The organism is Synechococcus sp. C9, from assembly GCF_022984075.1.
Lineage (GTDB): Bacteria > Cyanobacteriota > Cyanobacteriia > Gloeomargaritales > Gloeomargaritaceae > Gloeomargarita.
Genome location: NZ_JALAAD010000001.1, coordinates 489,942 through 516,670, shown reverse-complemented (window position 1 = coordinate 516,670; position 26,729 = coordinate 489,942). Strand labels below are relative to the sequence as shown.

General features: G+C 51.4%; 26 protein-coding genes. 13 read left to right on the top strand and 13 right to left on the bottom strand.

Going from position 1 to position 26,729, the window contains the following annotated elements:
- The first annotated feature begins 178 nt into the window (after nt 1-178).
- Both MLD66_RS02550 and MLD66_RS02545 read left to right on the top strand, forming a co-directional pair.
- A complete protein-coding gene (locus tag MLD66_RS02550) occupies nt 179-1,825 on the top strand; it encodes a hypothetical protein (protein WP_247215375.1) in 1,647 nt (548 codons plus the stop codon).
- A 46-nt stretch (nt 1,826-1,871) separates the two neighbouring features.
- Nucleotides 1,872-2,525, top strand: coding sequence for a flagellar motor protein (locus tag MLD66_RS02545; protein ID WP_247215374.1), 654 nt, complete (start codon nt 1,872-1,874; stop codon nt 2,523-2,525).
- Between the two features lie 303 nt (nt 2,526-2,828).
- Here MLD66_RS02545 and MLD66_RS02540 read toward each other — a convergent pair whose 3' ends face one another.
- From MLD66_RS02540 to MLD66_RS02530, 3 genes are all read right to left on the bottom strand, one after another.
- Nucleotides 2,829-3,248 carry a hypothetical protein gene (locus tag MLD66_RS02540; protein ID WP_247215373.1) on the bottom strand — a complete coding sequence of 140 codons (420 nt, stop codon included), beginning with the start codon at nt 3,246-3,248 and terminating at the stop codon, nt 2,829-2,831.
- Between the two features lie 999 nt (nt 3,249-4,247).
- The gene (locus MLD66_RS02535; RefSeq protein ID WP_247215372.1) at nt 4,248-4,979 is read right to left on the bottom strand and encodes a C1 family peptidase; all 732 of its coding nucleotides are present in this window, start codon (nt 4,977-4,979) and stop codon (nt 4,248-4,250) included.
- A 58-nt stretch (nt 4,980-5,037) separates the two neighbouring features.
- Nucleotides 5,038-5,292, bottom strand: a complete 255-nt coding sequence (locus MLD66_RS02530) for a hypothetical protein (RefSeq protein WP_247215371.1) — start codon at nt 5,290-5,292, stop codon at nt 5,038-5,040.
- A 329-nt stretch (nt 5,293-5,621) separates the two neighbouring features.
- Between MLD66_RS02530 and MLD66_RS02525 the strand changes: the two genes are divergently transcribed.
- Genes MLD66_RS02525 through MLD66_RS02505 form a run of 5 tightly spaced genes read left to right on the top strand, consistent with a single transcriptional unit; the run spans nt 5,622 to nt 12,145 of the window.
- Nucleotides 5,622-7,067 carry a circularly permuted type 2 ATP-grasp protein gene (locus MLD66_RS02525; RefSeq protein WP_247215370.1) on the top strand — a complete coding sequence of 482 codons (1,446 nt, stop codon included), beginning with the start codon at nt 5,622-5,624 and terminating at the stop codon, nt 7,065-7,067.
- Nucleotides 7,061-8,032 (top strand): alpha-E domain-containing protein, encoded by a 972-nt coding sequence (locus tag MLD66_RS02520; protein WP_247215369.1) that lies wholly within the window; start codon nt 7,061-7,063, stop codon nt 8,030-8,032. The genes MLD66_RS02525 and MLD66_RS02520 overlap by 7 nt, the downstream gene beginning before the upstream one ends.
- Entirely contained in the window at nt 8,019-8,765 is a 747-nt protein-coding gene (locus tag MLD66_RS02515) for a type 1 glutamine amidotransferase (protein WP_247215368.1), read from the top strand. Before MLD66_RS02520 ends, MLD66_RS02515 begins: the two co-directional genes overlap by 14 nt.
- Before the next feature lie 26 nt (nt 8,766-8,791).
- Complete coding sequence (gene ligA / locus MLD66_RS02510) at nt 8,792-10,825, top strand: NAD-dependent DNA ligase LigA (RefSeq protein ID WP_247215367.1); 2,034 nt, start codon at nt 8,792-8,794, stop codon at nt 10,823-10,825.
- A 3-nt stretch (nt 10,826-10,828) separates the two neighbouring features.
- On the top strand, nt 10,829-12,145 hold the full coding sequence (locus tag MLD66_RS02505; protein WP_247215366.1) for a DUF3084 domain-containing protein: 1,317 nt from the start codon (nt 10,829-10,831) through the stop codon (nt 12,143-12,145).
- A 298-nt stretch (nt 12,146-12,443) separates the two neighbouring features.
- Here the strand turns inward: MLD66_RS02505 and MLD66_RS02500 are convergent, their stop codons facing one another.
- A complete protein-coding gene (locus MLD66_RS02500) occupies nt 12,444-12,629 on the bottom strand; it encodes a hypothetical protein (protein WP_247215365.1) in 186 nt (61 codons plus the stop codon).
- Between the two features lie 66 nt (nt 12,630-12,695).
- On the opposite strand from MLD66_RS02500, the gene MLD66_RS02495 reads away from it, so the two are divergent.
- Nucleotides 12,696-13,556 carry an ABC transporter permease gene (locus tag MLD66_RS02495; RefSeq protein WP_247215364.1) on the top strand — a complete coding sequence of 287 codons (861 nt, stop codon included), beginning with the start codon at nt 12,696-12,698 and terminating at the stop codon, nt 13,554-13,556.
- On the opposite strand, the gene MLD66_RS02490 is transcribed toward MLD66_RS02495, so the two are convergent.
- From MLD66_RS02490 to psbP, 6 genes are all read right to left on the bottom strand, one after another.
- A complete protein-coding gene (locus MLD66_RS02490; protein WP_247215363.1) occupies nt 13,513-14,559 on the bottom strand; it encodes a response regulator in 1,047 nt (348 codons plus the stop codon). The two genes, MLD66_RS02495 and MLD66_RS02490, sit on opposite strands and share 44 nt — an antisense overlap.
- Nucleotides 14,560-14,626: 67 nt before the next feature.
- Nucleotides 14,627-15,394 carry an imidazole glycerol phosphate synthase subunit HisF gene (gene hisF, locus MLD66_RS02485; protein WP_339397025.1) on the bottom strand — a complete coding sequence of 256 codons (768 nt, stop codon included), beginning with the start codon at nt 15,392-15,394 and terminating at the stop codon, nt 14,627-14,629.
- A 206-nt stretch (nt 15,395-15,600) separates the two neighbouring features.
- A complete protein-coding gene (locus MLD66_RS02480; protein ID WP_247215361.1) occupies nt 15,601-16,839 on the bottom strand; it encodes an FtsX-like permease family protein in 1,239 nt (412 codons plus the stop codon).
- A 2-nt stretch (nt 16,840-16,841) separates the two neighbouring features.
- On the bottom strand, nt 16,842-17,927 hold the full coding sequence (locus tag MLD66_RS02475) for an ABC exporter membrane fusion protein (protein ID WP_247215360.1): 1,086 nt from the start codon (nt 17,925-17,927) through the stop codon (nt 16,842-16,844).
- 65 nt (nt 17,928-17,992) lie between these two features.
- Nucleotides 17,993-18,499, bottom strand: a complete 507-nt coding sequence (locus MLD66_RS02470; protein ID WP_247215359.1) for a hypothetical protein — start codon at nt 18,497-18,499, stop codon at nt 17,993-17,995.
- 194 nt (nt 18,500-18,693) lie between these two features.
- The gene (psbP, locus tag MLD66_RS02465; protein ID WP_247215358.1) at nt 18,694-19,227 is read right to left on the bottom strand and encodes a photosystem II reaction center PsbP; all 534 of its coding nucleotides are present in this window, start codon (nt 19,225-19,227) and stop codon (nt 18,694-18,696) included.
- Nucleotides 19,228-19,332: 105 nt separating this feature from the next.
- Between psbP and MLD66_RS02460 the strand changes: the two genes are divergently transcribed.
- The 3 genes from MLD66_RS02460 to MLD66_RS02450 are packed head-to-tail and all read left to right on the top strand — an operon-like array spanning nt 19,333 to nt 21,430.
- Entirely contained in the window at nt 19,333-20,763 is a 1,431-nt protein-coding gene (locus MLD66_RS02460; protein WP_247215357.1) for a carotenoid oxygenase family protein, read from the top strand.
- A 56-nt stretch (nt 20,764-20,819) separates the two neighbouring features.
- Entirely contained in the window at nt 20,820-21,158 is a 339-nt protein-coding gene (locus tag MLD66_RS02455; protein WP_247215356.1) for a TMEM165/GDT1 family protein, read from the top strand.
- A complete protein-coding gene (locus MLD66_RS02450) occupies nt 21,155-21,430 on the top strand; it encodes a TMEM165/GDT1 family protein (RefSeq protein ID WP_247215355.1) in 276 nt (91 codons plus the stop codon). Before MLD66_RS02455 ends, MLD66_RS02450 begins: the two co-directional genes overlap by 4 nt.
- Before the next feature lie 232 nt (nt 21,431-21,662).
- On the opposite strand, the gene psbB is transcribed toward MLD66_RS02450, so the two are convergent.
- The gene (gene psbB / locus MLD66_RS02445; RefSeq protein WP_247215354.1) at nt 21,663-23,198 is read right to left on the bottom strand and encodes a photosystem II chlorophyll-binding protein CP47; all 1,536 of its coding nucleotides are present in this window, start codon (nt 23,196-23,198) and stop codon (nt 21,663-21,665) included.
- Between the two features lie 198 nt (nt 23,199-23,396).
- Between psbB and MLD66_RS02440 the strand changes: the two genes are divergently transcribed.
- Nucleotides 23,397-25,001, top strand: a complete 1,605-nt coding sequence (locus tag MLD66_RS02440; protein WP_247215353.1) for a radical SAM protein — start codon at nt 23,397-23,399, stop codon at nt 24,999-25,001.
- On the opposite strand, the gene MLD66_RS02435 is transcribed toward MLD66_RS02440, so the two are convergent.
- Complete coding sequence (locus tag MLD66_RS02435; protein WP_247215352.1) at nt 24,991-25,524, bottom strand: SRPBCC family protein; 534 nt, start codon at nt 25,522-25,524, stop codon at nt 24,991-24,993. The genes MLD66_RS02440 and MLD66_RS02435 overlap by 11 nt on opposite strands.
- A 20-nt stretch (nt 25,525-25,544) precedes the next feature.
- Entirely contained in the window at nt 25,545-26,279 is a 735-nt protein-coding gene (locus MLD66_RS02430) for a TIGR01548 family HAD-type hydrolase (protein ID WP_247215351.1), read from the bottom strand.
- A gap of 93 nt (nt 26,280-26,372) precedes the next feature.
- On the opposite strand from MLD66_RS02430, the gene MLD66_RS02425 reads away from it, so the two are divergent.
- On the top strand, nt 26,373-26,678 hold the full coding sequence (locus MLD66_RS02425; RefSeq protein ID WP_247218925.1) for a 30S ribosomal protein PSRP-3: 306 nt from the start codon (nt 26,373-26,375) through the stop codon (nt 26,676-26,678).
- Nucleotides 26,679-26,729: the final 51 nt, after the last annotated feature.

The window sequence follows — 26,729 nt, the reverse complement described above, 5'->3', positions numbered from 1 at the left end:
TGACAGATCATTCTTACTGAAGATATTCCTAGGAATAGGGTTAGTAATTGCTTTAATTAGTTTTGTTTTAAGATGGTTATTGTATCGAAGGTTGATAGACCTTATCCGATGGGCATCGACTGTTGATTCTTTTAGTGCTCAAGCCCCAAAACTCATTCGCAGTTTACGGGAGAGTATCATGAACCTTTCGGCAGAAGAGTTAGACAATGTTAACACAGTTGCCTTAGTAATGTATAACTTTACTGGTGAAAAACTCTTCCGAAAGTTAACACTAGAGAAAGCAGAGCATCTTACCCGAATTACCCCAAACTTACTAGTTGCTATTGGTCTATTAGGAACATTTCTAGGAATTACTATGAATCTTAGTAGTGTTGCCAGTGGTCTTATGGAAATAGATAGTTCGACAACGACTACTATTTCTGTAACAGATTTGATTGAACGACTTAAACAGCCCTTAGAGGGTATGGCAGTTGCTTTTGTATCTAGCTTTTTCTGCTTGGTATTAGGAATATTGGTTACCCTAGCGAACTCATTCTTGAATACCGATTTGGCAAAGCAATATCTTTTATCAGAATTAGAATTTCGCCTTGATAAACTAGCGGGTCAGAGACAAAATCCTACGGGACGACTAATTCAATCAATTTCAGATAACTTTAGAATTTTTTTGGATAATTTTCAGGTAACTGTGAGGGATGCAATCGAAAGACCGCTTGAGCGGGAAATGGCACAACTTAGACAAATGAATCAAGCAAATGTAGAACTTGCCAATAATATATTCATGAGATTTGACAGTGTCAGCGGAACTTTTATACGTAGCTCACAGACTTTTGAACTTGCTGTTAGTTCTCTACAAGAAATCGTTCTTTCCGAACAGTTCAGTAGGTCTGTAAGACAACTCTCACAACTCATTCAAGCTGTAGATAAAGCTAGTCAGACACAAATCAATTTGCAAAGGATCGCTGAGCAATTCGGTAATATCACTAATGTACTAGATCACATTCTGGCAATTCTTGGACAACTACCTAATAGTCTTGAAAGCGTAAATCAAAGTGTTGTTGAAGCTTCTAATTTGAATCAGGAAAAAATCACAAGTATTATTGATAACCTAGGGGTTTTGATGACTCTTATCCGAGATAACCAGGAAACATATAATCAACTACTTGCTCGACTTGAAAGCGTAAATCAAAGTGTTGTTGAAGCTTCTAATTTGAATCAGGAAAAAATCACAAGCGTTATTGATAATCTAGGGGGTTTGATGACTCTTAGCCGAGATAACCAGGAAACATATAGCCAACTACTTGCCCGCCTTGAAAGCGTAAATCAAAGTGTTGTTGAAGCTTCTAATTTGAATCAGGAAAAAATCACAAGCGTTATTGATAATCTAGGGGGTTTGATGACTCTTAGCCGAGATAACCAGGAAACATATAACCAACTACTCGCTCGACTTGAAAGTATAGATCACAGCATTATTGAAGCTTCTAATTTGAATCAGGGAAAAATCACAAGCATTATTGATAACCTAGGGGTTTTGATGACCCTTAGCCGAGATAACCAGGAAACATATAACCAACTACTCGCTCGACTTGAAAGCGTAAATCAAAGTGTTGTCGAAGCTTCTAGTTTGAATCAGCAAGAAATTATCAGGAGCATTAATAAGATGCAAGAACTGATTACTTTAAATCTGGAGTTTCAGAACAAATTGTCTGCCTACTTTGATAATTTAAGTGCAACGATTGCTAAGGTAGTCAATCAAGGAGTAAATCAATTTCGGGTACAGGAGTTTACTAATGAGCAAATGGATGAAAGTGATGATAAAATTTGTTAATATTTTCATTGATTGTTGTCCAGTGCTATCTTACCTTTAAGTTCCTATGCGTCAGACTCGTCGCTACTCAGTACAAAAATCTGATGAGCTCAATGTGTGGATATCGCTGAGCGATTTAATGGCTGGAAGCCTTCTGATTTTAAGTCTGATGAGTTTTTTATTCTTTGCTTTTACTATTTTAAGCAAGAAGAAGGAAGAACTGCGCTCTGATGTTCCACCCATCATCATTATTCCTGATGATAAGGCATTTCGTTTTCCTATAGGTAGTGCTCAATTGTCCCAGCCTTTGCGACAGTATATTTGGGGAAGCTTAACTCAAACTATTGTAACTAATCGCCGGAAATACAAGATTGACACAATCGAAGTCATTGGTCATACGGATGGTCAACCTAATCAGGTACCCAATGGTAACCTCGATTCATTATTAGAAAATTCAGTCGCCGTAAAGAAATTAGATTCCTTAGTTCCAAGCTCAAATGTAGATTTAGGACTGATGCGGGCATTGGCAATTACTATTGAACTGTACAAAGTGCAAACAAAGAAATCTGAACTTAAAGGACTACAGTTTCGTGCTTACTCTGCAGGACAACTTTACTTGCCCAATGGTAGTTTTGCTCTTCCTGACCGCAACCCTGATAACTCTCGCCGTCGGATTGAGGTGCGTTTCATCCGATCTGCAACCACTAAAGTTGTGAAGTAAATTAAGCAATCCCAAAATGATGGGTCAAAAATTAAGGATAGGGCACTTCTATTTATTGATTTTTGTATTTACACAATGGGGCTGATAGCACAGCGTGGCACAGCCATAAATCCCATTCCTTGATTGGTAATTATCAATTAATCGCTCTATCCCCCTCTAGGAGAGGGGTTGTAGGTAAAGGCGAATGTCGCAAACTTGTTTGAAATCACTATAAATCCCATCGTGGGAATGCCCCTATTCCCCAGAACCAAGGGCGGGGGGTGCCCCCCTGCGACCGCTAACTTTGAATTGATAGAGCTACCCTTACTCTGCCTCTTCGTCCCATTCATCCTCCTCCCCGTCAATGGTGTAATCGTAATCCCCATCTAGGGCGTAGTTTTCGCATAGATCATCTAGGTCTTCTAAAAAATCATCCGGTTCATGAATGGTCAACGAAAAATTACTAATCGTCAAAAGATAACCATCCCCTTCTTCATGTTCTTCGTACTCATAGTCAAAGTAATAATCTTCCTCATCCTCATCGGCGTATTCATCACATAGGGCATCTAAATCTTCGATAAATTCTTCCGGTTCATCCGTAATGACATAAAAATCAAACAGGAGGAGTTCATCTTCTCCAGCGAAAAATGATTCCCCATCGCCCCAATTATCCGGGCTAAATTCCAGGTCAGCCACTGATTTGATAATCCAGGAATCATGACCGTTAAATTCGGGATGAATCACATATTTATAGAACCTGTTTGCAATTATACTGGGAGAAAGAAATTACAGGTAGAGCAATGACATACACAACCAATTTAAGCGCATCACAATTTGAGATTTTAGACCAATATCTACCAAAGAGTAAGACAAAAAAGCATGTAGTTTCAAGGCATGCCATCGTCAATGCCATCATGTATCAGCTCAAAAATGGCTGTCAATGGCGAGACTTACCTCGAGATTTCCCCAAGTGGCAGACTGTGTACTCTCAGTTTCGGCGATGGCAAAATAATGGTACTTGGGAAAGGGTATTGGTAGCATTGGAGAAAATTGAAAGAGAGAGATTAAAAAAAAGAATATCCTAGCTTGCTCATAGGGGACTCTATGTGTGTGAAGAACACAGATACAGCAGGCATTGAAACGAAAGGATTTTGTCACTATAAATGCACTAACGGAATCAAACGGCATTTATTGGTGGATACTTTAGGGAATCCCTACTTTATAGTCGTTTCACAAGAAAATGCAACACTTTGAAGCACTGGTAATCACTGTATCCCCTTCTAGGAAAGGGTTTGCAGGTAAAGGCGAATGTCGCAAACTTGTTTGAAATTACTATATCTTATGTAGTAAAGCAAGCCTGAGCGACAATCATGGATTATTAGAAATAATAAGAGAGCATAAACAATTCTTTTTAGAACTGCCTCAAGAGGTAACAATTTTACTAGATAACGGCTATCAAAAAAGATATTTAGAAGAAGAGATAGAAAAAATGGAACCACTTTTGCGGAATAAGATAATCATTGAGATATCAAAAAAAATTACACCGGAACAGAAAGCCAAATCGAAGAAAGAGAATCCACAGAAGCAAGGATTTGTGGTGATTGCGAAGCGATGGATAGTAGAAAGAACCAATGCGTGGATAAATCAATGCAGAGTATTATGGAAAAACTGTGAAGGCTTAATCAAGACAAGTCAAACAAAAATCAGAATTTGTGCCATACGCTTAATCCTACGTAGAATCGCTTAAAATGATTGCAAACAGGTTCTATAGGGAATATAACAATACCCCCGATCCCCCCACTCGGAACCCCAGGAATTGCGGACAATAAACATCTGGTCTTTGTCCGAATAACCGACGCACAACATGGCGTGCCAACCGTGGGTTTCCCGCATATGATCAGCGGCTTTGGGCAGGGGAACCCGTCCCCGATTGCGGGTCGCCTCATCAAAAGATTGAAAAGTGTTTAAGGCAAAAGCGATGGGATAGCCCTCCGCCAGGGTGTGCCGCCAATGGTCTAAATGGGTTTCGATTTGCTCTGCTTCCACAATTTTGAACCGCTCCGCTTCCGCATAGGCTTCCTCGTGGGGTTCATCGCAAATTAAGGCTTCATCATTCGGCCAGGTCGCTTCCGTACAGGCGCCGTAGTCCACCAGGGCTTGAATGGCGGAAATCATGCGGGTGCCCTGGTCTTGGATGTCATCCCCATCCTGGCACCGGGCATTGTAATACACAAACAACCGGCTCACATCCCCCGCCTCCCCCAGGGCTTGTTTGGCGAGATATTCATAAGCCCCCACAAACGCATTCGCCACACAGCTATTGCCCACTTGGGATTCCACCGCCGTCATCCAGGGGCGCAAGTCCACCTTGGGGGGCAGGTTTTGATAGGTGCCAATTTGGTGCTTTTTCGCTTGGGCAGGTGCCGGGGCGGCAATGTAACCCCCCAAACGGTAGGCGGACGCACGCAGGGACATAAACGAAGTACCTCAAATACCTTGGATTAAAACACAAATTGGATGCAATTTATCGCTTTCAGGGACTCAGGGCAAAGCGAGTCCGCCCCAGCCAAATTGCTCCACCATTCACCATCCCGCACATCAGGCTCAGCCCCGCCAGGATAAAGGTCACCGGATGCACCACCCCCAGGTGGAACCAGGACAGCACGTGTAAGCACAACAACAGCCCACAACCCCAGGCGAAACCAGCCGTCAAAGGCATCCAGCGGCGTTGGGATGGGAACCACAAAGCCAGAACCGTGAGACCGGTGAAGCCAAACATCAGGGGCACAAAAGTACTACAAATAGCAATACAATTTTCCCGTGACCAAATGTCCCATGTGGATATTAACTGTTCAATCATCATTTGCTTAAGTATCTTTGACTAAAGGTTTATTCAGCATACCTTATATCATCTAACCTTGGTTGGCATTGGGAAGCCGTATCTTCACTGAAATTTCCGAATTTCCCGTACCCCTGGAACGGCTGATGCTCACTAGGCTCGATAACAGTGCCCTTGCCAGCGGACATAGCTCAGATATAATAAATAGTTATGGGCGTAAGTGACGATCAGTAGCCCGTAAATAATTGCCAATCCGTCGCCTGGGAGCGGTTTTCCCTGTGAATTTTAGCAACTACGACCCGTCCGGGTTTTATGATGAATGGTTCATCCGCAAGGGGGAACCCCGTCCCGAAGTGCGGGTGTTGGTGGAGCGAATTAATCAGTTTCCGCCGGGGGAATTGCAACAGCGACAGCAGGCCGCCCAAGCGATTTTGATGCAGATGGGGGTGACGTTTCAAGTTTATAGTGAACCCAGTCAAAAGGAACGGATTTGGCCGTTTGATGTGATTCCCCGGGTGGTGAATGCTCAGGAATGGGCATACCTGGAACGGGGCTTAAAACAACGCATTCAAGCCTTGAATTTATTTTTGCAGGATATTTACCACGACCAAAAAATCCTCAAAGATGGGGTGATTCCCCAGGATGTGATTCTTTCTTCCCAAGGCTATTTATCCGCCTGTCAGGGGTTGACACCGCCGGGGGGAATTTGGTGCCACATTACCGGCAGTGATTTGGTGCGGGATCAGCAGGGCAATTGGTTGGTTTTGGAGGATAATTTACGGGTACCATCTGGGGTGTCCTATGTGTTAGAAAATCGCCGGGTGATGAAAAATACCTTTCCGAAGTTATTTCGGATGTTGGATATTTGTCCGACGGATGATTACCCAGGGCATTTGTTAGAAACGTTGTTAAATCTTGCCCCTGCCTATCTGGATCATCCCTGCGTGGTGGTGTTAACTCCTGGTGTGTATAATTCCGCCTATTTTGAACATTCGTTTCTCGCCCAACAAATGGGGGTGGAATTGGTGGAAGGGCGGGATTTGGTAGTGGTAGATGGCTATGTGCAAATGCGGACAACCCGGGGCTTGAAACGGGTGGATGTGATTTACCGCCGGGTGGATGATACATTCCTTGATCCCCAGGTATTTAACCCGGATTCTTTGCTGGGAATTCCTGGGATTATGGAGGTTTATCGGCAGGGAAAAGTGGCACTTGCCAATGCACCGGGGACAGGGGTGGCGGACGATAAGGTGGTTTATGCCTATGTACCGGAGATGATTCGTTATTATTTGGATGCGGAACCGATTTTAGGGAATGTGCCCACCTATTTATGTTGGCGGGAATCGGATCGGGAATATGTATTGAATCATCTGGAAGAGTTGGTGGTGAAATCGGCGAATGAATCGGGGGGATATGGGATGTTGATGGGCAAAACGGCAACTCCTGAAGAACGGGCCCAATTTTCAGAAAAAATCCAGCAATTTCCCCGTAATTTTATCGCCCAACCCACCCTTTCCCTCTCCCGGGTGCCGACGATTGTGGGGGATCATTTTGAGGGTCGTCATGTGGATTTGCGTCCCTACATTTTGCATGGGCAAGAGATTTATGTCCATCCGGGGGGGTTGACGCGGGTGGCGTTGAAAAAGGGTTCCCTGGTGGTCAATTCTTCCCAAGGGGGTGGCAGTAAGGATACTTGGGTGTTGGCGGGGGACAGGTCATGTTAAGTCGGGTGGCGAATTCAATTTATTGGCTCAACCGCTACATTGAACGGGCGGAAAATGTGGCACGATTTGTGGATGTGAACCTAAATTTGATCCTGGATTTGCCCAACCAAAGCATGGCGCAGTGGGAACCTTTGGTGGTAGTGACGGGGGATTTGGGACTTTTTCAAGAGCGTTATGGACTGCCCACCCAGGAGCAGGTGATTCAGTTTTTAACCTTTGATACGGATTATCCCAATTCCATCGTTTCCTGCCTGTATGCCGCCCGGGAAAATGCCCGTTCCATACGGGAAATTATTTCCTCAGAAATGTGGCAAGAAGTCAACTCTTTTTATTTGCTAGTACAACAGGCGGCTGAATGTGGTCAAGAGGTGGATTTGAATCAGTTTTTTCAGGAGGTGAAACTTGCCAGTCATCGGTTTGCGGGGGTGATGGATGCCACCATGTCCCACAATGAGGCGTGGCATTTTGGGCAGATGGGGCGGCTGTTGGAACGGGCGGATAAAACCACCCGGATTGTAGATGTAAAATATTATGTGTTACTGCCTTCGGTACAGGATGTGGGGACAACTTTGGATGAAATTCAATGGATGGCGTTGTTGAAATCGGCGAGTGCCTATGAAATGTATCGGAAGCGGGGACGGCATTTGATTACTCCCCGTCAGGTGGCGGAATTTTTGCTCTTAAATCGGGAATTTCCCCGTTCGGTGCTGTTTTGTTTACGGCAGATGCAGATTTCCCTGTACCGGATCACGGGCACGGAATTAGATAACTGGAATACCGGGGTAGAACGGAGTTTGGGACGGCTTTGTGCGGAATTGGAATATATTACCATTGATGAAATTATCCAGGGGGGTCTGCATGAATTTCTGGATCATTTACAGGTAGAATTTAATCGGTTAGATGATGCCATTTTTAGAACTTTTTTTGCGGTGAATTTAGACCCAGTGACTCATGGTACTAATTGATAATCCTAATGATCTACGGGTGTTGGTATTTGCCCATTCCCCGGAGGTAACTTTGGGAACCTTTGCCCAGGTTTTGCATCAGGAATGTATCCCCTATGAATATCTAAAAATGTGGCAAGGTGAGTCACCCGGTTTACCTTTAGACTGCTATTCCCATGTGGTTTTATTAGGCGGGACAATGGGTGCCTATGAGCAGGAACGTTATGAATTTTTGCGCCGGGAATATGATTATTTAGAGCAGATTTTTCACTACCAAATTCCCGTGCTGGGGATTTGTTTGGGGGCGCAGATGTTGGCGCATTTTCTAGGAGCAAAGGTGGCGGTTGGGCAGTATGGCAAAGAAATTGGTTGGACACCCATTCACCGCTTGGGGACAGCCCTCCATGACCCGGTGGTCGGACATTTGCCCCCGGAAAGTTATTTTTTTGAGTGGCATGGGGATGCGTTTGAATTGCCCACGGGAGCCGAGGGGTTATTAACCAGTACGTTGTACCCACAACAGGGGTTTCGTTACAGGGAGCGGGTGTGGGGCGTGCAATTTCACCCGGAGGTGGATGGGGCAATCATTCAGACTTGGTGTGCCCAGGCTGATCACCCCGTGCCAGTACCGGAGATTGACACCCAAAGTTCTCTCTATTTACCGCAGGCGATTTCCCTAGGGCAGGCGTTGTGGCGGCGGTTTTTGGCACAAAATGAACGGGTTACAATAGGTTCAGTACAGTCCAAAAAATAAGTTCAGAAATAAGGCAAATTGCGGGTATGGACGGACAACAAGGGGCGTTAGAAAACCATGCCGAACGGGATGAAAAACGCCTGTGGGAATTGCGAGAATTATTACACAAAGCCGCCCATGCCTACTATGTTTTGGATCAGCCCATTATGGCGGATGAAACCTATGACCAACTGTATCGGGAACTGTTGGATTTAGAACAGCGTTATCCCCAATGGGTCACGCCGGACAGTCCCACCCAGCGAGTCGGCGGTGCCCCCAGTCAGGAATTTCCCAGTATTACCCACCCCACCCCTTTGTACAGTTTGGATAATGCGTTTGACCTGGCGGATATGCGGGCTTGGCAAGACCGCTGGCAGAAATTGTGGGGGGAGAAATTGCCCGAGGATTTATATATTTGCGAGCTAAAAATTGATGGTTTGGCGTTGAATTTATTTTATGAACAGGGGGTGCTGGTCTGGGGTGCCACCCGGGGGGATGGGGTGACGGGGGAGGAAATTACCGCCAATGTCCGCACGATTCGGAGTATTCCCCTGCGGTTGCAGACCCGCCAGCCCCCGGCGCAGGTGGAAATTCGGGGGGAAGCCTTTTTACCCCAGCCGGTGTTTCGCCAGTTGAATCAGGAACGGCAAGAGCGGGGCGAACCTCTTTTTGCCAACCCCCGCAATGCCGCCGCTGGCACCTTACGCCAGCTTGACCCGCGGGTCGTGGCGCAACGGCGGTTGGACTTTTTTGCCTACGGGGTGGGCAGGGGGGTGGATGTGACCAGTCAATCGGAAACCCTGGCATTGCTGGCAGAGTGGGGGTTTCGCACCAATCCCCATAGCCAAGTTTGTGCCGATTTAGCACAGGTACAACGTTATTACGAAACCTGGGCACAAAAACGGCAGGAATTGCCCTACGGCACCGATGGGGTGGTGGTGAAAGTCAATGACCTGGGAATGCAGACCGCCCTGGGGTTTACCCATAAATCCCCCCGCTGGGCGATTGCCTGGAAATTTCCCGCCGAAACTGGGGTGGCGACGCTCCTGGGGGTGACAGTGCAGGTGGGGCGGACGGGCACGTTGACCCCGGTGGCGGAATTGACCCCCGTGCGGTTGGCGGGGACGCAGGTGAGTCGGGCGACGTTGCACAACAACCAACGGCTTCAGGAACTGGATTTGCACATCGGCGACCGGGTGGTGGTGCGCAAGGCGGGGGAGATTATCCCGGAGGTGGTGCAGGTGTTGCGGGAGTTGCGCCCAGCGGAGGCGGTGGCGTACCAGTTCCCTACCCATTGCCCGGAGTGCGGGGAACCCGTCGTCCAAGTGGCACAGGAGGCGGCGACCCGGTGTATCAATCGGCACTGCCCGGGGGTACTGCGGGAGCAGATTAACCATTGGGCGAGCCGGGATGCCCTAGATATTCGGGGGTTGGGGGGCAAGGCGGCGCAAAAATTGGTGGAGATGGGCTGGGTCAAGAGTGTGGCGGATTTGTACGATTTGACCGAGGCACAGTTGGCATCCCTAGAACGTTGGGGGGCAAAATCTGCCGCTAATTTGATCGCTGGCATTGACCGCTCCCGCCAACAGCCCTGGACTCGGGTGTTGTATGGGTTGGGGGTGCGTCATGTGGGGACGGGGACAGCGGCACTTTTGGCGACCCATTTCCCCAGTGCCACCCGTCTGCGGGATGCGGATTTAGAAGAACTCTGCGCCATTCCTGGCATTGGCTCGGAGATTGCCCAGGCGGTGCAGACCTGGTTTGCGGATGCGGAAAATCAAGCCCTACTGGCTCGGTTAGCCCAGGCGGGGTTACACCTCAGCCATGACCCCGGTGGGAACGCCACTGGCCCCTTGAGCGGTAAAATCCTGGTGCTCACCGGCAGTTTACCGAATTTGACCCGCAGTCAAGCTAAAGCCCTGATCGAGCGAGCCGGGGGCAAAGTGGGGTCAAGCGTTACCGCCCGGACGGACTACGTGGTGGTGGGCGAGGAGGCGGGTGCTAAGCTAGAGAAGGCGGTGGCGTTGGGCATTCCTCTACTGAGTGAAGCGGAACTGGTCGCCCTGGTGGGCGAGGGGTGAAGTGTGGTAGCCGGTTACACCCTAATACTGGTGATTCTGGTGCTGGGGGGGTTGATCGCCACCCTGGGGGATCGGATTGGCACCCGGGTGGGGAAAGCCCGCTTGAGTTTATTCAAATTACGGCCTCGCACCACGGCGGTATTGGTCACCATTGCCACCGGCGGGGTGATTTCCGCCACCACCTTGGGGGTGCTTTTGGCCGCTGACCAGCAGTTGCGGGATGGCCTGTTTCGCCTGCACCAGATCCAGGAAGACCTGGAACGGGTGGAAAAGCAAAAAAATGAAGCCCAAACCGAATTGACCACCGCCCTCACCCAACTCCAACGCACCCAAGCCCAACTCCAGGCCGCCGACCGGAATGTGAAGGCGATTGAAGCCAAACTTGCCCAGGTCAACCGCAACTACCAAAATGCTTTGGCCAAATTAGCCACCGCCGAGCAGGAATCCCGCACCCTGGAAGCCCAGATTCAGGAACTGAAACAGGACCGGGGTCAACTGCAAGCCCAACTGCAACAGGCCCAGACCCAGGTCGCCCAAGCCCGTGCCCAGGCGGAACGGCTCCGCCGAGAGGGACAACAACTGCAAACCAGCATTGCCCAATTGGAACTGGTACGGGGGCGGTTGGAGCAGGAAATCGGTCAACTGCGCCAGGGAAATGTGGCGATCCGGCGGGAACAGGTTTTAGCCACAGCCACCATCCGGGCAATTTATGATAAGGAATTGGCGCGCCAAGCGGTGGAACAAACCCTCCAGGAAGCCAGTCGGGTCGCCGGGTGTCTGGGGCAAAGTCAGAGTCCGCCGGAGGTGTGCCTCAGTCAAACCAACGTCAGCATTCCCAATCCCCCCCGGATTCGCATCAGTACCACCGAAGTCAATAACCTGGTCAATACCCTCAGCAACGGTCGGGACTATGTAATGCGGGTGTTGGCCTCTGCCAATTATTCCAGTGGGGAACCGGAAGTGGGGGTTTTTACCGACCTGACCCCCAATCGGCTGATTTTTCCCGCCGGGGCGGTGGTGGCGCAGATTCCCCTGGACTTGGGGACGATGGATGAACCAGCGATTCTCAGCCAGTTGGACCGGTTGTTCCTGGCTTCCAATCTCCGTGCCCGCCAGAGTGGCATCCTCGCCGACCCTTTGACCAACAAGGTGGGTTCCTTTAGCCAAGTGGCGCTGGTGCAATTTGTGGAACAGTTGCAAAATCTCAAGGGGGTGGTGCAGGTACAATCCGTGGCTCGCCGTCCCATCTACACCGCTGGCCCGTTGGACATCCAATTGGTGGCGGTACAAAATGGGGAAGTGGTTTTGCGTTCTAGTTGAGTTGCATCAGGTTCCTGGTCAGCGGCGGCAGATCAGTTTTAGATCCCCATTAGCTCGTTGTTCAACACGCATCTGCCAGTATTCTCAACCCCTCAAGATTAGGTCCTCTAGCCACTGTTAGTAACGTTTTAGGTCGTGCTGATCTCATGGGCATTTCTAAAGGCACCGCCCCCGTCCCTGGTTCTGGAGATTTTTTGTTTGTTAATCGAGTAGGATTGCCATATATAAAAACGGGTTATTTTACTCACAATTCAAGTGTGATTGCTATAGATGAACCTTCCATAAAACGTGCCCCAAATTAGCTATCAAGCGTTGCATCATCCTGGATCACCACGGCTTCAAGGCTCAACTGCCGCCCGTGTACCGCTGTAATCGCCCAGCGCAGGGGGGTACCGTAGGTCTGTAAATGCGCCTGAATTTGGGGAATTAATTGGGGCAAATGCCCATCCCAGGGGAGGGTGGTGGTGATCAAAGCCAGGGTCATGGGTGGAAAAATCCCGGGGGGATGCGTTAGCCTAATTTTAGCAATGCTTAGCCAACCGATATTCCTATGAGTTCAACTGTCACTTCCCCGCCTTGGCAACTCGAGACGACCGCCCATCCCACTGCGGAACTCATCCAGGAAACCTGGGCTTTGACCCGGCGGTTACTGATTCAACTGCAACGCCGTCCGTCAACTTTGGTGGCGGGAATTATTCAGCCCTTGATGTGGTTGATTTTATTCGGAGCCTTATTCCAAAATGCCCCCAGTGGTTTTTTTAGTGACGGGGTGAATTATGCCCAATTTTTGAGTGCAGGAATTATTGTATTCACCGCATTTTCTGGGGCATTGAATGCGGGTTTGCCGGTGATGTTTGACCGGGAATTTGGCTTTTTGAATCGCTTTTTGGTGGCACCTTTGGTGTCCCGTTTTTCCATCGTTTTAGCCTCCACGATTTTTATTACCCTCCTGAGTTTGGTGCAGACGGTGGCAGTGATGGTGACCAGCTATCTGCTGGGGGGCGGTTTGCCTGGGGTCGGCGGGTTTTTCCTGGTGGTGGGGATTGTCATGCTGTTGGTCTTGGGCATGACGGCTTTGAGTTTGGGGCTGACCTTTACCCTGCCGGGGCACGTGGAATTGCTGGCGGTGATTTTTGTGGTGAATTTGCCCCTCCTGTTTGCCAGCACGGCGTTGGCTCCCCTGGCGTTTATGCCGAAATGGTTGCAAACAATTGCCAGTATTAATCCCCTCAGCTACGCCATCGAGCCGATTCGTTACCTGTACCTGCACTCGGATTGGCAGTGGTCGGGGACGGTGATGGCGACCCCCTGGGGGAATTTGTCCCTGGGCGGCTGTCTGCTGATTTTGACCCTGTTTGACGGGTTGATTATCCTGAGCGTTCGCAAATCATTGCACCGGAAATTGAGTTAGGCGGGGGCAGGTGGGATTGGCGTTGTCCCCCCACCACGCTGGCACCAATGGCGGCACCGATAAACGCTCCCAGGGCGACGGCACCGATGAGCAGAGGTAGGTTCGGGGGTGGAGATGGGGTCTTGGTTTCCAATTTGGCTTCCAGGGCGGTCAACCGTTCCAGAACGGCATCGGTGCGGGGTAGGTTCACGATATTTTCGTTCAACCCTTGCAAACTGGTCACCAACTGGGTAAGGGTGTCTTGGCTAAGGCGGCTGTCTTGACCTTGGGCTTCCAAGGCGGCGACTTTTTCCCCTAGGTGGCGTAGCTCTTGAACCAGGGGTTCCAACCGCAGGGCGGTGTGCAACTGGGTGAGTCCCACGCTCAATTCCTGCAAATGCCCAGACAGGGTATCCGCCGGGGGGCGTTGTTCCAGGGCTTGGATTTGGGCTTCCAGGTTTTGCAGTTGGTTGAGAATGGCGGTGTCGCTTCGCTCGCCGGTGGGCAATTCCGGCAACCAAACCGGTTTTTCCTGCAATTTCTGGCTAATTTCCGCCAACTGGGCTTGGATGTGGCTGAGGACCCCGTCGGCTTCGCTGGGGGCTGGCGTTTCACCGGTGACGGCAATGCCCACGTGTTCCGGGGAAGAAGCGATCATGGGCAATACCGCATTGATCCGCTCCTCCAACTGGTCTTTGGTGAATTGTTTGGCTAAAAAATCAAACCCGACAAAGGGATAACCAAACTTGCTCACCACCTCATCGTAACTGCTGGAAATAACAATGACTGGCGTATCGGCAAACTTGGGATTTGCCCGCAGGGCTTGATAAACCTCATAGCCATTCATCCCCGGCATGACAAAATCCAGCAAAATCACATCCGGGTTCACCTCTTCTGCCTTCGCTAAACCGGCAGGACCATCCTTGGCTTCATACACCTCAAACCGTTCCCCGGCTAATTGATCCACTAGGGATTTGCGAATCAAAAAACTGTCATCAATCACCAAAATTTTATTTTTAGGCATGGCGAACCCCCTGAAACAGCCCTGGTATAGTTGTACCAGAGATCACCCAGTTTGGGGGTTATCTGCATTACCCTGGGGTGTGGCGCACCGGAATCCCCCGGTCGGTCAAATACTGCTTGATCTGGCTCACGGTCACTTCCCCGTAATGCAGTAAGGAAGCCAAAAGTGCCGCCCCGGCTTGCCCCTGGGTCAAAACCTCCCCAATATGCTCACAGGTTCCCGCTCCCCCCGAAGCGATCACCGGCACCGATACCCGTTGGGCAATTGTCTGGATTAAATCCAGATCATAGCCTGCTTTTGTACCATCAGCATCCATACTGGTGACTAACAATTCCCCGGCTCCCCGCTCTACCACTTCTTCCGCCCAGGCGATGGCATCTTTACCCGTGTCCTGCCGTCCCCCCCGCACCCAAACCGTCCAGCGCTCCCCCACCCGGCGGGCATCAATGGCGACCACGATGCACTGACGACCGAAGCGTTCACTAGCCTGGTTGACCAAATCCGGGTGGCGCACGGCGGCGGAATTGAGGCTCACCTTGTCTGCCCCCGCCCGCAAAATGGCTTTGATGGTGTCCAAATCCCCGATGCCCCCCCCCACCGTGAGCGGGATAAACACCTGGCTGGCGGTACGCTCAATGATGTCAAGCAGTACCCCCCGGTCCTCGTGGGTAGCGGTAATGTCCAAAAAAACCAACTCATCCGCCCCGGCTTGGTTGTAGGCTTGGGCGAGGCAAACGGGGTCACCGGCATCCCGCAGGTTGACAAAATTCACCCCTTTGACCACCCGCCCCCCATGCACATCCAGGCAAGGAATAATCCGTTTGGCTAACATGATTGGCTCCAAGTGATGGGGATTTTTGCCCAAGTTTTGCTCATTTGGGGATGCGTTTTTTTGACTCCCTATTTGACCAAATATAGCAATTCTCTAGCGAGCCGATGCGATGAGCGAACAGAAATTTTTTTTCAAAACCAAGGACGACAGCAGTGCCCCTGCGACCGCTAACTTTGAATTGATAGAGGTGCCCTTATTATTATCACCGCTTAGAAAATATCCGCCGGGTCTGCCGCCTGCAATCGCCGCACCGATACCGCCCCCGCCACAAAACACATCACCACCGTCATGGTAAAAACGGTCGTGGCTCGCCCTAGGGTCATGGCAATCGGCAAACGGGTCGCCGCCTGGGTGAGGGCATACAACCCATGAGAGACCAAAAAGCCGGGAATAAAGCCCAACACCGCCAAAATCATCGCCTCCTGGAACACCACCGTTAACAGATACCCATCCGTGTAACCCATCGCCTTGAGGGTGGCATACTCCGCCAGATGATCCGATACGTCCGTGTAAAGAATCTGATACACCACCACAATTCCCACCACAAATCCCATCACGGTTCCCAGCCCAAAAATAAACCCGATGGCAGTGCCCGTCGCCCAATAATGCCGTTCCAATTCCACAAATTCATCGTGGGTGAGGATGCACACATCGTTGGCAAATTCCGAAGCCCCCGTCGCCCCTTGGCAGAGAAATTGACCGGGAATTTTCAGTTCCGTGTTGAGTAATTGCCGTAATTTCGCCCGGACTTGCTCCACATCCGCCCCCGGTTGCAAGGTAATTAATCCCACATCAATTTGCGAGGCTTGCCGTCCCGGAAACATCCGTAAAAAATTCAAATCACTGGTGATCACATTCCCATCGGCGGAGAAGGATGCTCCCAACTCAAACAAGCCCCCCACCGTCACCCGGCGTTTATTCACCTCTGTTTGTACCGGTCGTCCGCTGGCAAATTCCCGCAGGATAAATTCCGTGCCAAATTCCTCCCTCGAAATCCGGTCAAACAGCACCACATCCGCCTGCCGTATTTGCGCCAAATTAGCCTCCACCTCCGGGAAATCCAACACGGAAACCGCCGGGTCAAACCCCATCACCAAAATCGAACGGGTACAACTGGTAGCTGTGGGCGTGGGGGGACACACCGGGCTTTTCCAGGGCATTAAGTCCACATACAACGGGGCAACACTCGCCACTTCTGGTAAACTCAACGCCTGGTACAAGCGGCGGCGGGGAAACCGTTGCATGGCAAAAAACGCCTGGGATTGGGGGTTGATCAGCACCAAATCCGCCCGCAATTTGCGATGGACAAGCACGGCGGCTTCAAACAGGGCATCCCGAAACCCCAACTGCACAAACATCAACACATCCGCAAAGGTGATCCCCGCCAAGGCGACCAACAGACGCATCCGCTCCCGGGATAACTGTAACCACGCCAGAGGAATGCCCATCGCTACCGCTGAATTTGGACATTGACGACCATATTGGTCAGCCGTTGCACCTGCGCCGAGTCCGCCCCATCCAGGGCAATTTTCACCTCCACCACCCGGGCATCCACATCCGCCACCGGGTCCGTGTTCAGGACATCCTTTTTCGCCACCCGCCAGCCCACCTGGGTCACGGTTCCCCGCAAGGGTGCCGGTAAAGCTGTCCCTGTGACCACCGCCCGTTGTCCCGCCTGCACCCCTAAAATGTCCGTTTCGTACACCTCCGCCACCACAAACATCCGCTCCGTGCGCCCCAGGTCTAAAATCCCCTCATTGCCAACGGTTTCCCCCAGCCGTGCGTGGATTTTCAACACCCGCCCCGCCACCGGTGCCTTGATCAAACTCAAATCCAGTTCCACCTGCGCCAACGCCAACCGATTTTGCGCCTGGGCTACCTGCGCCCGTGCCAAGTTCACATCCACCGCCCGCACCTCCCGGACACTGCGGAGATTCGCCTGGGCTTCCTGCAACTGCTGGCGCACCGTGTCCACCCGCAAGCGAAAATTATCCAAAGCGGACGCCGAAATTGCCCCCTCCTGATAAAGCTGTTGGTTGCGCTGTAAATCCGTCTCGGCAATGCGTAATTCCGCCTGCAAACGGTTCACCTGGGCTTGCCGTGCCTGAATGTCCCCCGTTTTCGCCCCCGCCAACACCTGATTCAACTGGGCTTGGGCAATCGCCACCTCATTTTGGGCTAACTGCACCTCCACCTGGCGTTTGCGTGTGGTATCCAAGGTTGCCAACACCTGCCCTGGTTGTACCCGATCCCCTTCCTTGACCAAAAGCTCTGCCACCCGTGCCCCCTCAATCGAACTCGGTGCAGACAAAGTAATGATTTCTCCCTCCGGCTGAATCCGACCCAGGGCGGCAATCATGGCTGGTGCTGTAGGAACGGGGACAACTGGTGCGGGAGCCTGAGACTGCGCCCAACGATTCCACCCCCAACGGACGGCTAAAAACAAGAGTCCCGGGGCAATGACTCCAAGCGCCACCCACCGCCACCGGATTTTGACCTTGCCCGCAGTAATCTCCCGTTGAAACCTGCCCAACATCGGGGTGGAAATCCATGACTTTATCAATCTTAATAAATTTTTTCGTTTTTGCCGGACGGGGAACCCTACAGCCCCCGGGGATGGTTCACGGGCACCACCCGAAAAATCCGTTTGGTGTGATAGTCATTGCAGGGGTGAGCGCGGGCATCCTCCACCGTACCCCTGGCGGAATCCAGGATGCGATCCCGGTGCAAAAGCACGATATGGGAACCAGTTACCCAGCCCTTGGCGTTGGGTTCTGCCAAAATCCGCTCCGGGTCCCGGGTGGTGTAATAACTGAGGGTGAACAAATCATCCAGGGCAATCAGTTCCGGCAGGTAGTTTTTCAGGGTGCGGACATCCGTCGGGCAATAGGCTAACTTCATGCCATACTCGGCGAGGGCTTCCGACCAGGAAACCGGATTTTGGGTATTGACCCGACCTTGAAACCGCTCTGGGGTTTGCCCGGTCAAGATGGCTAAAACCGTAGAAACACAGTGGGGTCCCTCTTGTTGTTGCACCTCAAAGGTGGCTGAACGAAAAAACGCTTCCTCCCTGTCCATCCATAGGGTCGTATGCGCATCGTAGGGCATCGGTACACCTTTTTACTAAACTAATACTCTTTACTCTTTTGGGCACTTCTAAAAATGGGTCGCAGGGGTGTAGCCCCCGTCTTGGTTCTCAATAGCTTGCGCGGCGTAGCCATTAATATCGGCATTTTAGCGAACTAATCTTCCAGTGATGGCAATAAATAGAGGTACTCTTTTCTAACTTGTAATTTTCCATATTAATACACCTGCAAAGAATTTACCACCTGTTGGAGGGTCGGGGCTAATTTCGCCCAGCGGGATTCGGGCACCGAAGCATTCAGGGTGTACAGTTTGCCGTGACTGGTGGCAATGGTAGCAATATTGTGACGAGTGCCGGTATTCGTATTAACAATATATTCAAGAGTGTAATACAATTGCTGGTCATCCCGATGGCTGTCCGCACTGACCAATTGGGGTTTTTGATCCACCGCCGCCTGCGCCAAAGCCGTATTCATCAACCGCTCCCCCAACTCCAGGGGCGAACCCAACTCCGCCAGGGTTTTGCCGGATTTCACGGGACTAATGACTACACTGACGGTTTCGCTGGGGTCAATCAGGTCGTGGAATAAAATATCCATTCCCTGGTTGGACTGAACCTGTACCCAGCCATTGGGATAGAGAAACTGGTAGCCATCCACCGTGTCAATGTAGGGATTCAGCCCCGCCGTAGCGACACCACACCCCCCCAAACAGAGAGCCAGAAACGTTAACCCCAACCAAATCCAGCGCATGGGATGACTCAAAATTGCCCACATTTAATTCTGCCATCAAATGCCCCCACCCCCACGCTAAAATCAATTTGTTGCGATTCTTTAACATCCCATCTGTTGACCGTTATGACCGCCACCACCTCGTTTTCCTACCGTTTGGACGATTGGCAGGGGGGGCACCGCACCCAACCCCAGGAGTTTGCCTACTGGATTGAGGACATCACGGGCACGATACCGGCGGATTTGACCGGCACCCTGTTTCGCAATGGACCAGGGCGTTTGGATCGGGGTGGGCAGAAGTACCACCATCCCTTTGACGGGGACGGCATGGTGAATCAGGTGAGTTTTCGGGAAGGGCGGGCGTTTTATCGCAACCGTTATGTGCAAACCCCGGAATTTCAGGCGGAACAACGGGCAGACAAAATTCTCTACCGGGGCGTATTTGGCACGTTGAAACCGGGGGGCTGGTTCAATAACATTTTTGACCTGCGTTTGAAAAATATCGCCAATACGAATGTGATTTACTGGGGTGGCAAATTGTTAGCCCTTTGGGAAGCGGCTCCCCCCTACCGGCTTGACCCCCAAACTTTAGATACTTTGGGTTTAGATAATCTCGGCGGACTTGTCCCCAATGGTCAAGGATTTTCCGCCCATCCTCGTATTGATCCCCAGGGCTTTTTGGTGAATTTTGGGGTACAAACGGGACCCAACAGTCAGATCAACCTTTATGAATTTGACCAAAGCTGGCAGTTGATTCGTCAGCAAGAACACCCCATCAGTGGCTTTGCCTTTTTACACGATTTTATTGTCACTGAGAACTACTATATTTTCTTTCAAAATCCGGTGAATTTTAACCCCCTTCCCTACGTTTTGGGATTAACTGGGGCGGCACAATGTTTACAGTTTGACCGGGAACAACCCACCCGGATTTTGGTGATTCCCCGTCGGGGTGGCGCCGTGCGGGTATTTTTAACGGATCCCTGTTTTGTGTTTCACCACGCCAATGGCTATGAGCAAGGGAATGAATTGGTTTTAGATTCGATTTGTTACAGCCATTTTCCCACTATTGACCAACAAACGGACTACCAAACCATTGATTTTGCCAGTCTGCCGAGCGGTCAACTGCGGCGGTTTCGGGTGAATTTAACCACCCATCAGGTGACCCATACCCTGTTGTTGGAACGGTGTTGTGAATTTCCCCAGGTGCATCCCCAACGGGTGGGACGGGAGTACCAACGGGTTTACTTGGGGGTGGCGGCTGACCCGGTGGCGAATGCGCCCCTGCAAGGGATCATGGCGCTGGATGTCCAAACCGGGCGGCAACAGATGTGGCTGGCGGGCAGTCGGGGCTTTGTGAGTGAACCGGTCTTTGTGCCCAGGGGTGAGGCGGAAGACCAGGGCTGGTTAATTACGTTTGTCTATAATGCCGCCCGTCAATGTAGTGATATTGTCATTCTAAATGCGGCGGATGTGACCCCGGTGGCGACCTTGCATCTCCACCATCACATTCCCTACGGGCTACATGGCTCCTTTACCCCGGTATTATTTGATGCTTAGGGTGCCCCTATCCCTGGGAATGCTAGGATGAGGGGGTTTAAGCGTCAGGGAGGGGAATGATACCAGAAACGGAGCACCCGGAAACCGTCAGCCAGCCCATCCATCCGGCACGGCTAAAAATTTTCCTGGGCAGTTTCTCAACGGTTTTGCTGGCGGAATTGGGGGATAAAACCCAAATTACCACCCTATTGATGACGGGTTCTTCCCAACAACCTTGGGTGATTTTTGGGGGGGCGGCTTTGGCGTTAATTGCCACCAGTTTTTTGGGGGTGTTTGTGGGGCAATGGCTTAGTCAACGGCTTGATCCCCGGCGCATTGAGATCATTTCTGGTTTAATTTTCCTGGTGGTTGCCCTGTGGTTGAGCTGGGATATTCTTCAGGGTTGGCAGGCATGAATTGGAAGTTATTGGGATTGACTTTTTTAACGGTTTTTTTAGCAGAAATTGGGGATAAAAGCCAATTGGCAACTATTGCCCTGAGTGGGGGTTCGACAGCGCCCCGGTGGGTGTTTTTGGGTACGGCGACTGCCCTGATCACGGCTAGTTTTTTGGGGGTGTTTCTGGGGGAGCAACTGACGCAGATTTTGCCCTTGGATGCGGTGCAAATTGTCGCTGCCGTTGGTTTTTTCCTGTTGGGGATTCGCAGTTTGTTGCCGAAAAAGTCTTAACAATAAAAGTTTTCCAGAACGAGGGCGGGGCGGTGCCCTGCAACGAGCAGTGAGGAGTAAGGAGTGATAAGCGAGAAGTGAGATTCCCTAGAACCAAGGCGGGGCGGTGCCCTGCGACCCCTGTTCCAGTGTTAATTTAATTTATTTATCTCGTTTAATTTAGTGTTGCCATACTCAAAAAATAGGGAGCCAGGAAACCCCTGACCCCCCAAGGGATGGATATTAGGGTAAATTAAACCGCTGTTTCTTCCGTGCGGCGGGTGGTTTTGTCCCCCACTTTCAGGAAGGCACCAAATTCCACCTGCTCGGTAACGCTTTCGTCAATCCCGGCAAACACATCCCGGAACAGGGTGCGGGAGCCGTGCCAGATGTGACCGAAGAAGAACAGCAGAGCAAAACAGGCATGACCGAAGGTAAACCAACCCCGAGGACTGGTGCGGAACACCCCATCCGAGTTGAAAATTTCCCGGTCAAAGGCGAAGGGTTCCCCCAGTTGGGCTTTGCGGGCAAACTGCTTCACCATCGCCGGGTCGGTAAAGGTTTTGCCGTTGTTTTCGCCCCCGTAGAAGGTGACCGTCACCCCGGTTTGCTCGATACTGTACTGGGAATCCGCCCGCCGGAAGGGAATGTCCGCCCGTACCACCCCGTCCTGATCCACCAGCACCACCGGGAAGGTTTCAAAGAAATTGGGCAAACGGCGCACGGTCAGGATACGCCCCTCGGCATCCTTGAACTCGGGATGACCCAGCCAACCCTGAGCCAGCCCATCCCCCTTGTTCATCGGTCCGACCCGGAACAAACCGCCCTTGGCGGGACTGTTGCCCACATAATCGTAGAAAGCCAATTTTTCGGGAATGTTCGACCAGGCTTGCTCCTTGGTGAGACCCGCCGCCAAATCCGCCTGCACCCGCCGTTGAATTTCCTGCTGGAAATAGCCCTTGTCCCATTGGTAACGGGTGGGACCAAACAGTTCAATGGGGGTGGTCGCCGAACCGTACCACATCGTCCCCGCCACGATAAAAGCGGCGAAAAATACGGCGGCAATACTGCTGGAAAGCACGGTTTCGATATTCCCCATCCGCAGTGCCCGGTAGAGCCGTTGGGGCGGTCGCACGGTCAGGTGGAACAGCCCCGCAATGATCCCCACAATGCCCGCAGCAATATGGTGCGCCACCACGCCCCCCGGATTGAAGGGATTAAACCCTTCCGGTCCCCAGGACGGTGCCACCGGTTGCACATGACCCGTTAACCCGTAGGGGTCAGACACCCACATCCCCGGTCCAAACAGCCCCGTGAGGTGAAATGCCCCAAACCCAAAGCACAGCAGACCAGATAGGAACAGGTGAATGCCAAACATCTTGGGCAAATCCAAAGCCGGTTCGCCCGTGCGGGGGTCACGGAACAGTTCTAAATCCCAATAGACCCAGTGCCAAATTGCCGCCAAAAACAACAGACCCGACAGAATAATATGCGCCGCCGCCACCCCTTCAAACGACCAAATGCCCGCATCCGTCGCCGGTTCACCCGTGATGCTCCAGCCCCCCCAGGATTGGGTCACACCCAAACGCACCATGAACGGCAGAACAAACATCCCCTGCCGCCACATGGGGTTCAACACCGGGTCGGTGTGGTCAAAAATAGCCAACTCGTAGAGCGCCATCGAACCAGCCCAGCCCGCCACCAGCGCCGTGTGCATTAAATGCACCGAAATCAGCCGCCCCGGGTCATTAATGACGACTGTATGAACACGATACCAGGGTAGTCCCATTGACTACACGCCTCCTTCGTCTTAAATCTTTTTTGTACCGACAGCTTCGATTGTAAGGGTTAATTAGGCTAGGAGAACCAGCCACCCCCCCACCGCCAGTGGGACGGCAACGAAACTTAGGTTACATTTTACTAAGAAACCTCTGGAAAACCCTAGCCATTTCTTAATATCACTTAACATTACCCTCAGCAAACCCCAGTGAATCTTCCTTGGGCGGATGAAATTCACCTGTTGACCCCAGCCATGCCTTCTGTGGGGGCAGTGCCGGTGGTGTGGGCGTTTCCCAATACGTACACGGTGGGCATTACCAGTCTGGGGTACCAGTGGATTTGGGGAATGTTGGCGCAACGAACCGATGTGCGGGTGAGCCGTTGGTTCACGGATGGGGGGGAACCGGTGCCGGAGCCGCCGGAATTAGTGGGGTTTTCCTGTGGTTGGGAATTGGATTATCCCCGCATTTTTGACCTGTTGGAGCAGTTCGGTATTCCCCTGTTGAGCCGGGAACGGGAAAATCACCATCCTTTGGTGTTTGGGGGTGGTCCCGTGTTGAGTGCCAACCCGGAACCGTTTGCCAATTTTTTTGATGTAATTTTGCTCGGCGATGGGGAAGAATTAATCCCCAATTTTTTAGATCACTATCAAGAAATCCGTCAGAGTGACCGACTGGAAAAGTTATTAAAATTAGCCCAGATTCCGGGGGTTTATGTGCCCCAATTTTATCAACCCATTTATACCAATATCACGGGGGCAATTGAGACAATTATCCCCCACCCGGATGCGCCGTCAAACATTCAACGACAAACCCATAAAGGCAATACCCTCGCCACTTCTACGATTGTTACCCCCCATGCCGCCTGGGAAAACATTTACATGGTGGAGGTGGTACGCAGTTGCCCAGAAATGTGCCGGTTTTGCCTCGCCAGTTATTTAACCTTGCCCTTTCGCAAGGCGGGGATGGCACAGGGGTTAATTCCTGCCATTGCACGGGGGTTACAGGTGACCAACCGGATTGGCTTACTCGGTCCTTCGGTGACGCAACACCCGGAGTTTCCTGAATTATTAACCTATCTCAACCAACCAGAATTTGATGCCATGCGCCTCAGTATTGCTTCCGTGCGGGCGGCAACGGTGGATGAATTACTCGTAAAAACCCTGGTGCAACATCAGACCCAATCCCTAACCATTGCCGTAGAAAGTGGTTCGGAACGATTGCGCCAGGTAATTAACAAAAAACTCACCCAGGCGGAAATTTTCCAGGCGGCTCAAACTGCCCAAACCGGGGGCTTAAAAGGCTTAAAACTTTACACAATGGTGGGCGTACCTACGGAAACTGAAACCGATATACAAGCTACGATTAACCTAGCGCAAGAATTACGCAAACTCACGCCCCGGCTACGTTTAACCCTGGGATGCAGTACTTTTGTCCCCAAAGCCCAGACCCCTTGGCAGTGGTTGGGGGTGAATCCCCTGGCGGAAAAACGTCTGCAATTCTTGGGCAAACAATTGGGGAAATCGGGGGTAGAATTTCGCCCGGAAAGCTACAAAGATTCCCTGGTACAGGCGTTAATTTCCCGGGGGGATCGCCGCTTAACGGAAATTCTTTTGCTCACCCGCAGTTATGGGGTTTCCCTGGGGGGTATTCGACGGGCATTTAAGGAATTAAAAGGACAACTGCCGCCCCTAGATTTTTATGTGCATGACAACTGGGTAGAAAATGCCTTTTTACCCTGGCAACATTTGACCGGCACCGTCGGTTTAGAAATGCTGGTTTCCCATCGGGAACGTTCCCTAGCTATGTCATGACCAACTGATTCACCCGCTCCCGAATTGCCAGTAAATTCCTCTGAATCCCCCGGGTGATCCGCCCCTCAATCAATCGCACCGGTAAGCTCGCCCGGGGACGCAAATGCACCAGGTAACATAACTGGGTTGCCGTGGCTTGGGGTTGCAAAGACCACGCCCCATCAAACCGGCTAAAATCCCCTTCCACCCCCGTGAAGGCGATGCGTTGCGGGTAAAATTCTTCAATATCCACTACTACCCGTGCCCGAAAATTAAATTTCAACAGCGGCTGGGTGCCCACCTGCTCCAAACGAATCTTCGCTTCTGGGTGTGCCAATCGGCGACTCACCGCCAAATTGGGGATAAAATCCGCCAGGGCTTCATAGTCAGTCAACACCCGCCAAATCGGTTCCACCGGCTGGGGAATCGCAATGGTCGCCTGAATCCGCCGCTCCCAACGACTCAACCGCTCCACCACCACCGGCACCTCCGGCTCCCCAGGTTCTATACCGGCTTCCTCAAGTGCGTCTAAGTCTTGATTCATACCTGCCCCAGTTCCCGCCGCTAAGGTAGCACAGATTCGGGAATCAACAGATTAAGTTTAGGCAAAACCAGGTCGGCTCCCTGCTGTTGTAATGTTTTTGTATAACTATCAATCGCCTGCTGATTTGCTTGTACATGGGGGGGGAGAATCCCGACGGCGACCCAGCGATACCCCGGTTGTTCCTGCTCCGCCGCCCGCACCGTCAGCATATCCGCCACCGTATCCCCGGCATAAATCACGGGCGTACCGGGGGGGCAATTCCAGGTCGCCACCAGCCGCAAAAGTCCCGTCGGGTCAGGTTTTGCCGGTGCATCCTCCATCCCCACCAAGGGGGCAGAACTCACCCCCAACCGTTCCAGGGCGTACTGGGCTTCCCGGCGGGGGGCACCACTGAAAAATCCCCATCCCCAACCCCGTTGGCTTAATTGGTGAAAATACTCCGCCGTAATTAACAATTCCTCCTGGGTAATCAAGCCGGTGGGGGTCTCCGTATCGCCCCAATACAGTGTTTGAAAGTGGGTGATAACCGCCTCCAGGGGCACATTTTTCCCCCAACGCCGGAGCAATTCCTGGGTCGCCGACCAGTCGTTGTTCCAATAGCCTTCGCTTTTGAGTTGGTCAATAGCCGCCAAAGTCGGTTCGTACTGTCCCTGGGTGAAGTGGGCAACGGTCGCCTGGATCGCCCGCCGGTAGGAATGGCGCACATCCCGAATCACCCCATCAATATCGCAGATCAATAGCCCCAACTTCGACATGGCAAGCGCAGGATGGCAAAAACGGCAGGAATAAGTTATCGTAATAGACTATCATTGTCATCATCCATCAATAAATTGATTCTGGAGGTTCGTTTGCTTAAATTTCAGTTGAAAGCCCTCTGGTTGCAAAAAGATGTGGGGCTGGCGGTGGATCAGATTGTGGGTACGGGGAGCAGTCCCTTGACCTGTTATTTTTTTTGGCCCCGGGACAACGCCTGGGAACAACTGAAAAATGAACTGGATGCCAAATCCTGGATTCCTGAATCGGATAAAGTAGAATTATTGAATCAAGCGACGGAAGTGATTAACTATTGGGAGGAGGGTAGAGCCACCCGTTTCCATACCCTCCAAGAGGCACAAAACCGATTCCCGAATGTCATTTTTGCCGGGAGTAATTAGGTTCTCGTCGCTGACTTCGCTCCTCCCCCGCAACCTTTAATTTTCTGTGAG